Annotated in this window: 6 protein-coding genes; 2 read left to right on the forward strand and 4 right to left on the reverse strand. The window is 43.0% G+C overall.

Annotated features, from left to right (window positions below):
- Positions 1–221 precede the first annotated feature (221 nt).
- Complete coding sequence (gene pirA, locus PN499_RS29095) at positions 222–374, reverse strand: arginine synthesis PII-interacting regulator PirA (RefSeq protein ID WP_007356099.1); 153 nt, start codon at positions 372–374, stop codon at positions 222–224.
- 364 nt (positions 375–738) lie between these two features.
- Here pirA and PN499_RS29100 point away from each other — a divergent pair, with 364 nt between their 5' ends.
- Together PN499_RS29100 and PN499_RS29105 are read left to right on the forward strand one after the other, a co-directional pair.
- On the forward strand, positions 739–1,341 hold the full coding sequence (locus tag PN499_RS29100; RefSeq protein WP_272037094.1) for an IS607 family transposase: 603 nt from the start codon (positions 739–741) through the stop codon (positions 1,339–1,341).
- A 379-nt stretch (positions 1,342–1,720) separates the two neighbouring features.
- Entirely contained in the window at positions 1,721–5,320 is a 3,600-nt protein-coding gene (locus tag PN499_RS29105) for a GAF domain-containing protein (protein ID WP_272037096.1), read from the forward strand.
- 45 nt (positions 5,321–5,365) lie between these two features.
- Here PN499_RS29105 and PN499_RS29110 read toward each other — a convergent pair whose 3' ends face one another.
- The 3 genes from PN499_RS29110 to PN499_RS29120 all read right to left on the reverse strand — a co-directional run bounded on the left by PN499_RS29110 (position 5,366) and on the right by PN499_RS29120 (position 8,594).
- Positions 5,366–7,771: a hypothetical protein gene (locus PN499_RS29110; RefSeq protein ID WP_272037098.1), complete on the reverse strand. Its 2,406-nt coding sequence runs from the start codon at positions 7,769–7,771 to the stop codon at positions 5,366–5,368.
- Positions 7,772–8,065: 294 nt separating this feature from the next.
- Positions 8,066–8,329: a Txe/YoeB family addiction module toxin gene (locus PN499_RS29115; RefSeq protein ID WP_272037099.1), complete on the reverse strand. Its 264-nt coding sequence runs from the start codon at positions 8,327–8,329 to the stop codon at positions 8,066–8,068.
- A complete protein-coding gene (locus PN499_RS29120; protein WP_272037101.1) occupies positions 8,304–8,594 on the reverse strand; it encodes a hypothetical protein in 291 nt (96 codons plus the stop codon). The genes PN499_RS29115 and PN499_RS29120 overlap by 26 nt, the downstream gene beginning before the upstream one ends.
- Between the last annotated feature and the right edge of the window lie 203 nt (positions 8,595–8,797).

Genomic DNA, 8,797 nt, shown 5'->3' on the forward strand with positions numbered 1-8,797 from the left:
GAAACCGGGCTTTTTTGTTAACGACTAACGGTTAACGGTTAACCGTTAACCGTTAGTCGTTAACAAAAAAGCCCGGTTTCTTGAGGAAACCGGGTTTTGTTTAAACCAACTAAGAGAGGAGAGAACACTGAACAACAAGAAGTTAGGGGCATTACGTAGCCTGTAGACAACTCTGTCAATCTGTGATAATTAAGCAAAGGCAATCTCTTGTTGTGGCTGCCTTAAAGCTTTCTCATTTCATCTTCTAGGATGCGGATTAAATTTTCATCACCGTTAGCTTTGGCTACGTCTAAGCGATGCAGCAGTCTCTTGTGGAGGTTTGCACGGTGGGTTTCAGCTACCTTTGTCAAGTTTCTTTGGCCAATTCTGTTCATGGTGAACATTCCCTTCGTCTCATTTGTGTATTCTTATATTCCTAATATAACGTGGTGATGTGAAAAGTGCATAGCAGATTTACCAAAACTTCATACTCCGGGTAAGTTATTGACTTTTTAGATTAAGTCGGCTATACTTAAAGGCAAATTTTTACTAGCATGACGTTAGTAATTTAATCAATTCCACAAAAAAGTAGTCTAAAGACAAGGTGACTTAAGTGGAAGCCCTTGATTTTATTCCCTCTTTCCCTAGCCCTGAGCATCCTACCCCCTATCTTCTAGAAACGAGCGGGGGTAAAAACAGTTCACAAAAATTTACCTAAGCCTCTCTAAACTTACTCACTTATAGTGCTAAGCTAGCATAATGAGTAAGTTAACTATCGCGGAAGCAGCTAAACTTAAAGGTGTCAGTGCTTCAACCTTACGGAGGTGGGAAGCCGAGGGCAAATTAATACCCGAACGTACAGCTAACGGTCACAGACGGTATGATATGGCTGAGCTGTTAGGGATAAAACCTGAAGGCGCTTTGACTGTTGGTTATGCAAGAGTTAGCAGTCATGAACAAAAAGATGACTTAGAAAGACAGAAACAAGTTTTAGAACTATTTTGCGCTCAGCACGGTTGGCAACTCCAAGTTATTGATGATTTTGGTTCCGGAATCAATTACAGTAAGCGAGGCTTACAACGTTTAATTCGGATGATTACCGATAATCAGGTAGAGAGGCTAGTCTTAACTCATAAAGATAGCTTGCTTAGATTGGGCTCTGAACTAATTTTTAGTTTGTGCGAACACTTTGGTACTGAAGTAGTAATCATCAACCGAACCGAAGATACTAGCTTGGAAGAGGATTTAGCTAAAGATATACTGGAAATAATCGCTGTATTTTCGGCCCGTCTCTACGGCAGCAGAAATCAGAAGAATAGGCGCATAGTCGAAGAACTCAAGGAAATCGCCCACAAACTTTAATGTCAAAAAAGTTTAATTTTAAGGGAAAGGCAATCGGGAATGCGGATTGAGACGGCGGTTGATGATTTTAGTAATTTTATGGAGCTGATAACACCAAAATCAAGCAATCAGCTTAATATTGAAACATACCTGTGCAAAAATAGTTTCAGCAATTAATAAGTAGAAGGAAGAAGGCAGAAGGCAGAAGGCAGAAGGCAGAAGGAAGAAGGCAGAAAGCAGAAAGCAGGAGGCAGAAGGTGGATCTTCTGAAGTTAACTCAACAATGCAGATTGTCTCAATAATTTGGAGAATTGGTATAAGAAGGTTCTAGCTATCTTAACGGTTGCTATAATTGATTATTACTTTAATCCATAAAACCGGATTATAGGTGGAACTGGGGATGAATAACGAGGCAGAAAAGGGAAGTAAAGCAAAGATTGTAGAACTAACTCAACAAAAGCTAATTACAATGGCGAGCGCGACAGTTTTGCCTCTCCCGGACGCGATCGCGATCGATAGCAGCCGTCAGCAATTGGCCGCCGCAAATGCAATTTTACAGGATTTTAATCAAGAAAATATCATAGGTGTAAGCCCCGCCGAGGCCCAGATTAGCGATCGCTTCGCTTCCGCCTTGGGTCTAAGGAAGCAAATGGAAGCAGCGATCGCCCGTCAAGCCGCAATAGACAACCTCCTCAGTAGAATATCCAGACAATTCATTGACTCTGAGGCTGATGCAGCCATCAATTTTGCTCTCGCTAAAATCGGCGAATTTATGGGAGTAGATCGCAGCTATATCCTGCGGTATGGCGAGCATCAGAGCAAAGTTTACAATACTCACGAATGGTGCGCCGAAGGGATTAAGCCATGTATTAATGACCTTCAAGGGTTACGAATAGAGGATTATCAGTGGTGCTACTCACAACTTTTAAGCGGCAATGTCCTACCGATCGCCTCACTTGCAGATTTGCCTCCAGAAGCCGCGCCGGAAAGAGCAGAATTAGAACGGGAATCAGTTCAGTCAGTCCTTTACGTGCCAATGATTTGCGAAGGTGTGGCAGTGGGCTGCATTGGTTTAGAGACAGTGCGATCGCCAAAAATTTGGAGTCCAGAAGACATTAACTTGCTCAAATTTGTCGCCGATACGATCGCGATCGCTCAAGCACGAGACGAAGCAGAAAAGGCACTCCAGCGCAGCAATATGCGCTATCAGAATTTAGCCGCGAACATACCGGGGATGATCTATCAATTTGTACTGCGTCCCAATGGTTCCATGAATTTCTTGTATGTTAGCCCCGGTAGCCGAGAAATTTTTGGTATCGAGCCAGAAGCTCTCCTAGAAAATAAGGCTTTTAGCTTTGGCACCGTTCATCCTGACGATCGCCCCAATTTAATTAACTCTATCATTATTTCCGCCCAGACTCTTGAGCCTTGGCACCAAATTTGGCGCATATTTCGGGAAGACAAAATCAAATGGATTGAAGGCAAATCTCGACCTGAAAAGCAAGCTGACGGTAGCATCCTTTGGGACGGTTTGCTCACCGACATCAGCGATCGCAAACGGGCAGAAGAAGAGTTACGCCACAGCGAAGAAAAGTTTCGGACGCTGTTTGAAACCTTGGCAATGGGAATCCTGATTACCGATGACAAAGGGAATATTATTCAATGCAATCCGGCTTCCGACAAAATTCTGGGAGTTACCCTGTGCCAACAGCAAAAAAGGAAGGTTAATTCTCCAGAATGGATGCTGCTACGACCCGATAAAACTGTGATGCCTGTAAGCGAATATCCAGCGGTAATTGCACTTAAAGAAAACCGAATAGTTGCAGGTGTAGAAGTCGCCTTTAAGAAGAGCGACAATCAAATAGTCTGGTTAGAAGTTACAGCCACTCCCATGCCCTTAGAAGGTTACGGCGTACAAGCTGCTTATGCTGATATCACCTCTCGCAAACTTGCTCAAGAAGCCTTGCGGGAAAGTGCCGATCGTGAAAGAGCGATCGCGAGAGTAATTCAAAGAATGCGCCAGACATTAGACATTGAAACAATTTTTAATGCCACCAGCGGCGAATTGCGGCAAGCCATCAACTGCGATCGAGTCGGTGTCTACCGTTTTAACCCCGACTGGAGCGGCGAATTTGTTGCTGAGTCAGTGGCAAACGGCTGGATTACTCTAGTACAAATACATCAAGAAGACCCCCACCTTCTAGAAAAAATTTCAGCTTATAATTGCATCACACAAAACTTGAGCAGTCCTGCAAATCTACAGGATTCTTACTTGCAAAACACCGCTGGTGGCCGCTACAACCAAGGTATAAACTGCTTAGTAATAGAAGATATTTACTCTGCGGGTTTCGCCCCTTGTCATATTGACCTTTTGGAGCGTTTACAAGCCAGAGCCTACATCATTGTCCCGATCTTTTGCGGCTCTGAACTTTGGGGGTTATTAGCGAGTTATCAAAATTCCGGCCCTCGGCTTTGGAGTGCAGCAGAAATTAACATGGTGATTCAAATTGGGACGCAGTTAGGAGTGGCTTTACAGCAGGCTCAATTGCTAGCACAAACTCAAAAGCAATCAGAGGAATTGCAAGCAGCAGCCATCGCTGCCGACGCAGCTAACCGCGCTAAAAGCGAATTTCTATCTTCTATGAGCCATGAACTCAGAACACCGCTGAATGCTATTTTAGGCTTTACTCAAATGATGAGTCGCGATCGCTCCCTCAAGCAAGAGCAAAAGGAAAACTTGAGAATTATTAATAGCGCTGGCGAACACCTTTTGGAGTTGATTAACGACATTTTAGAAATGTCTAAAATCGAAGCAGGGCGGACTGCATTAAACCTACGAAATTTTGACTTGATTCGCTTCCTTACTAACTTGGAAGAAATGCTGCGATTCAAGGCGCAATCCAAAGGATTAAAGTTGATTTTTGACTTAGCTCTAGACCTTCCTAAATACGTGCAAGCAGATCAAGGAAAGTTGCGCCAAGTTTTAATTAATATCTTAGGGAATGCGATTACATTTACTGAAACCGGAAGCGTGACTCTGCGTGTAAGAAATGGAATAGAGCATTTGTTATTTGAGATCGAAGATACTGGGCCAGGCATTGCGAATGAGGAGATCTGTAGATTATTTGAAGCTTTCGTGCAAACAGAGACGGGAAAGAACTCTCAGCAAGGAACTGGATTGGGTTTACCTATTAGCCAGAAATTTGTGCAATTAATGGGAGGAGAAATTAAAGTTAATAGCATCCTTGGTAAAGGAACTATATTTAGATTTAGCATTCAAATTAGCTCGGATAATTCTACTGAGAGGGAGGTAGAAAAATTACATCAAACAATAATTAGTATCGAGCCTAATCAATCTCAATATCGCATTTTGGTAGCTGATGATAGACCAGAAACTCGCTTGATGTTGACAACGCTATTTACTTCTATAGGTTTCTCTGTACGTGCTGTTGAAAATGGTCTAGAAGCTGTTACTCTTTGGCAAAGTTGGGAACCGCACTTGATCTTGATGGACATGAGAATGCCAGTAATGGATGGCTATGAGGCAACTAAACAGATTAAAGCGCATTTGAGAGGTAAATCAACTAAGATTATTGCCCTAACTGCTAATGCTTTTGATGAAGATAGAAAAATGGTTTTGTCTGCTGGTTGCGACGATTTTTTAGGCAAGCCTTTCCGAGAAGAAGTATTGCTGGAAAAAGTGAGCGAACATTTAGGCGTAGTTTATGTTTATGAACAAGGCAATTTAAAAATTGAAGCCGGAGGGGAAAAAACAGCAGAAATTTCGATGGATGCTGAGTTAAAAAGTTACTTAAAACAGATGCCGAATGAGTGGTTATCAGAGCTACATTACGCATCGCATCTTGGGAGTGACGATCGGATTTTTGTTTTGATCGAACAAATACCTCCAAGTTACATTGCTTTGGCGAATGCTCTCAGAGATTTAGCGAATAATTTTCAGTTTTTGAAGATTATAGAATTGCTCCCGCCTGAAAAATAGACCTCTCTTGGATGAGCGGAATTTCGTTTTTTGCGTGAAATTGGGTTACTTATCTAAAGGTAAACTAGGAGTAGCTGGAGGTACAACTCGACGGTGAACAGTTGCTTTATGGCTTTCCCGCAAAGTTTGCATTTCCACTGCGATCGCCTCAAATTCTACTTCTAAACTTCCATAGGCAATTTCTAACTCAGCGATCGCCTCAATATTCCCTAACCCATTGGGTGAAAACTCCGCGATCCAACGCGGCCCATCTAAAATTACGTAACTTTGGCGATCGTAAACCCAGATTTTCACATAAATCCGAGGCATCAGCTCCGGTAAACGGACGCGGATTTTAATTAATCTTCCAGCGACAATTTCCTTGCTGAGTACGTCTAAAACTGGAGTCGGCACTGGCTCCTCTTCGGGTAAAATATAAGGAATACGCTGAGTTTGCTCCTGTTGGCGATCGCTTTCTACCTCTACTTTCGCCTTTTTCGCCTGTCGCGGCGGTAGCGGATCGTCAAATACGACAAACTCTCTCGCTACCCAGTCAGGTTTACCCGGAGTTGGGGGATTACTTTCGCGATCGCTACCCTTAATTTCTTCGTCCTCTGGGATTGATTTTCCCTCCACCCCATCCGCACTCAAAATCTCTCCTGAACCCTCTTCCCCCTTTATATCCAGGCTTTCCGGCGAGGGTGGCATACTTGCCTTCAACCATTCCGAAAATTCAGTATCATTCGCTAAAGAGCTCAGTCGCGTCAAAAACCGATCTTGCAGTTTCAAACTTCTAAATCCCTGTTCTACCGCAGGGAGAGAATCGACTAACTTTGGTTCTGACATCATTAAACCACTGTCTGATTCCAGAGCTGCATCCTGTTCTGAATTAGCAGACGCTTCAGCAGCAATACTAGGGTTAGGATTGCCATTTTTTCCCTCTGACTCCCCCGCCAGCGATGTTATTAACAGATCGCTGAAAGTAGAAGTCGGCTTAAACAGAGGTATCACATTTGATTCCTCAGTTTTTGACTTTTTCTCTACAGTCGATTCCTCAGTTTTTGATTTTTTCTCTAAATTTGCCGCTAATTCCAATAGAGGGGCAATTTCTGGGGAAACAATTTTACCGCTACTATCGCTAATTCCATGACCAAACGCTGGTAAATCTAAAGATTGATTGGCGGTAATTGCCCCTGGGCGAGTTGTAATTTGAGGAGGGAGTTGTCCTCGTGGTGAAAGTGGAAATTCCGAAGGCGTGGCTTCTTTCAGAGTTTCTGTCAGATTACTAAAAGATTGATTTAGGCTGACTTCATCCTGCTTTGCTAATGTTTCGGGAGTAGTTGCTTGATGATTTTCTTCACTAAAATTTTGTACAATTACTTCCAGTAAATTTTCCAAACCTGCTGTTATTGTGAAAGATTCCGTTGCTAATGGTGTAGTACCGTCCAACAGCACTGCTTCTCCCAACATTAAGCGGGTTTTGCACTCAGAAGGTAGGTAAATCACGCAGGCAAAAATACAGGGAGAAAGCTGCTGGGGCAAAGGTTGTCTAGTATCGACTAAAACTTTGGCAGTTTGGGGATCGCGAAGGCGAATTTGTACTTCTACTTTCGCGATCGCTCTTTGCAATCGTTCTGCTTGAATTTCAGCAGTCAGAGTTTTACTGTTAGATAATTGCGAGTTTTCTGCAATCTCAACTTGCCCATAAATAATCAAAGGTTGACCTAATTGAGCCACATAACTTTGCTTTTCTAAGGTCAACCGCAGGTCAAATTCCGATAAGGATAAAGTATCCAGTGCAGAATTTGCTGGTGAAACTGATAATTTCTTGGCTGTAGATTGTGACTCCTCTAGTTTTAGCTTTGTGCGATCGCTAACAGGTTTTGGAGAAGTCCTTTCAGCGTTATCAACAGAAGTTTCTACCTGTATAGCCTCGATTTTTTCTGATGCGGCGGGGTTCGACGGTTCTACTTCCTGGATATTGGCGATGTCTTCGGCTGACTTCGCGATCGCGGATGCTGAGGGTTGAGAAATTGGGGTTTGTTCCTCTGGTTGAGAAACTGCGATCGTCGATGTAGAACCCTCATTAGTGGGGCTAAAAGACTCTTCTAAATCTAAATCCTCTTCAGTCGGCAAAACTTGCAACTGAACCGTATGCTGGCTAGTTTGCCCTGAATCTGCGTCTAAATTTGCCAAACAGCAGAGTTCCCAAATCCCAGGTTTCAGGCTAGTGTAGGGAATGACCACCATCAACCCTTCAGGGTTAGTCCGAGTCGAACGCTTCTGGACTCGTCGCTGGGGGGGTACTTCATCCGTAAGTTGATGAGTAATGCGAACTTCGATCTCCGCATTGGCAAGCATAGAACGGGCTACAACGCGGTAGCGACCTTCTAGAATTTCCACATCGGGCGATTCCAGAGGCAACCAGGCGCGATCGCCTTCCTTCTGTAGCAGAAATTCCCAGTTTTCCATGAGTGGCTACAGCACACGAAACAGCTAGTATCATCCAGAATACCATGTTTTGTAGCACTTTGTAATTAAAAATTAAAATTAAAACTCCCTGTTATTGCCAGTTAAGCTGTGCTAGGTTACTTGGTGAAGTACGATCTCCGATCTTGTAGGATGAAAAAGTGGCAATGCTTCCTGATGAAATTGTCAAACGATCGACATTTGCCTACTCTACTACTCTATCAATGACTGGTAACAGAACAAGGATTGCGAGTAATCGCAACGTAGGTATAGGTGAAGACGGGATCTCGAACTGCTTTAGTCATCATAGTGAAATCGACAACTCAAAATGATGATTTCAGTGTCAGTTACTTCATACACTAAACGATGCTCATCCGTAATTCGTCGCGACCAATATCCGCTCAGTTCATGCTTTAGAGGTTCAGGTTTGCCAAGTCCGGCAAATGGTTGACGCAGAATATCATTAATCAGGATGATAATCTTGCGATGAACTTTTTTATCCTCTGCTACCCAGTCGTTGAATTGCTCGAATGCCTCAAGGGTGAATGTTATATTCTTCATTCCATTCCTCAAGCGTAAAACTGACCAGGTTAGTTTTTGTTTCGATGTTTTGAATAGCAGTCATCAATTGATAACGATTGGCTTCAGTAGAGAGCAAATACTCTGTCTCATCTTGTGAAATAGATTGGCTAGTATTCGTCTCAACACCATCTTGTTCCACTAAAACAATCACTTCAACAACAATTCCTTCTGCTAACTCAGACGTTTGAATTTCAATTTTGCCATTCTTGCCAACGACGACTTGCTGTTTAATGCCACTTAACACGATCAAACCCTCATGGTGCTAGATATCACACTACTTTTAGGTTAGCATGAGATTAACATATAAGTAGTTGGACATCAATAAACGCTTATATAACTTGTAGGGTGGGCGCTCTCCGAAACCATATTAGCTTTCTTGTTACAAGATTTTTGCGGCGAGCGCCCACCTTACGTTTATTGTTTGTAACGCCGCCCTCTGGGCGGTAA

The sequence above is a fragment of the Kamptonema animale CS-326 genome (assembly GCF_028330895.1).
Classification (GTDB): domain Bacteria; phylum Cyanobacteriota; class Cyanobacteriia; order Cyanobacteriales; family Microcoleaceae; genus Kamptonema; species Kamptonema formosum.